This window comes from Mesotoga sp. HF07.pep.5.2.highcov (assembly GCF_003666285.1).
Lineage (GTDB): Bacteria > Thermotogota > Thermotogae > Petrotogales > Kosmotogaceae > Mesotoga > Mesotoga prima.
Genome location: NZ_JFHJ01000518.1, coordinates 1 through 1,648 on the forward strand (window position 1 = coordinate 1; position 1,648 = coordinate 1,648).

A 1,648-nucleotide genomic window follows, 5' to 3' on the forward strand; every position below is an offset into this window, starting at 1 on the left:
ATGCGATCAGGTCGGCCCGGTGATTGAGGTGAAGAGCTGTCCGACACAGGAGGATCTGGAGAACTGTGTCGAACTTGGTTTGAACATGGCTTCCGCAATAAAGAAATAGATCGAGTGGATTTGCAATTATCAGTTAACCGGCTCAGGATATCTCACGGTCAATCTCATTTTGCTACACAAGACGATCCTTTTTAGTGAAGAATATTCATCGAAGTCGACGATAACATTCAGTTTGGAGCCTCCTGAATTGCAGAGGCTCTTTCTTTTCTTCTGAGCTGCTACTGCCATTTGTCGCGTTTTTGACCCAAACCGAGATATTTTCCCTTCGGTCTTCACATTTATTGCTCTGAAGTTCTTTGGTTATAGATCACAATTGAAGCCGGACGGTCGAAAATCTAGATTTAAGAAGTCGAATCTTTTGAGGAGAATTTCTCGGATCTTCTTTTAATCTCTATCCCTGGAAACAATGGCAATACCGGTCGGGCTCATTTGGCATTCAAATCTCCAGATGATGTACTGCTTACAGACTAACTCAAATGAACTCGCCGCTTCCCGTTATAAGGAATTTAGCAGCAGAAACTATTACGGATAATTATCTCCTTGTAAGCTTCTACTCAAAGATGAATAATGATAGCCACGAAGTTGGCTGTCTGTTTAATCTCTCTTTAATTGGATGCGGGTTAGACTAAGATGATCGATAAAGTAGAGGGAGGTTGTGAATTATGAAAAAGCTTTCATTGTCCATCATACTATTGATTACACTTTTCTTTGCCGGGTGCATGGAGTTCCCTTCACAGGAACCTGACAGAGGTACAGTAAGAGTTTTTCTTACCGATGCGGTAATTCCCGTAGAGGACATCGATTCCTTGATGGTGAGGATCGATAGTATCTCGCTTTACGGAGATGAAGATCAACCGGTCGTTATTTCAGATACACCTTTCGAAGTGGATATAGTCACTCTGGTCGGAGCAACTTACGAATTGCCCAATACGAGTGGTGTTTCAGGCATCTACAACCAGTTAAGAATGGAGGTCGGAGCCGCGACCCTGACTGCCAATGGTGAGATCTTCCCTGTTACTGTCAACTCAGGGTCGCTAAAGATAAACGATCTCGATTTGACGATCGACGAGAACGTAACTACAACAATTGTGCTTGATTTCGACTTATCTAAGTCCCTGATCATAAATGGACGTTGGGAAGATCTCAAGATTGAAGAGGACAATGGAGGTTTCAATTCTCGCAAAGACAAGGTCCATATGACTCCTGTCTTACATGTGCGCCACGGTAGCCTTTTTGACGTTACCGGAGTTGCCTCTTCAAGCATTTACCCTCTTCTTGTAGCGCTCTTTCCTGAGAGTGGAGGCGAGGCACTTACAACGTTTACCCATGAGGACAATCCAATCTGGGATCAGGGAGAATTTAGATTCTGCAAAGTCGTTTCGGGGGATTACAGGATAGAGTTCTTCGACAATTACACAGATGAAGGTTTTTCGATTGACGAGAGCGAATCCAGATATCAGCCTTTGTTTGTGACAGTTGTGGACAGAGACGTAGATCTTGGTACAATTGTTCTTGTGGAGAAATAATTTCTGTCGACGCTGCTCTTGAGATGACCTAAAAGCCCTTCTTCTTCACTAGCGTGGCAAGG

General features: G+C 43.6%; 1 protein-coding gene. It reads left to right on the forward strand.

The annotated features are described in order from the left end of the window. Positions 1–722 precede the first annotated feature (722 nt). A complete protein-coding gene (locus BG32_RS10970; protein WP_121526832.1) occupies positions 723–1,586 on the forward strand; it encodes a DUF4382 domain-containing protein in 864 nt (287 codons plus the stop codon). Positions 1,587–1,648: the final 62 nt, after the last annotated feature.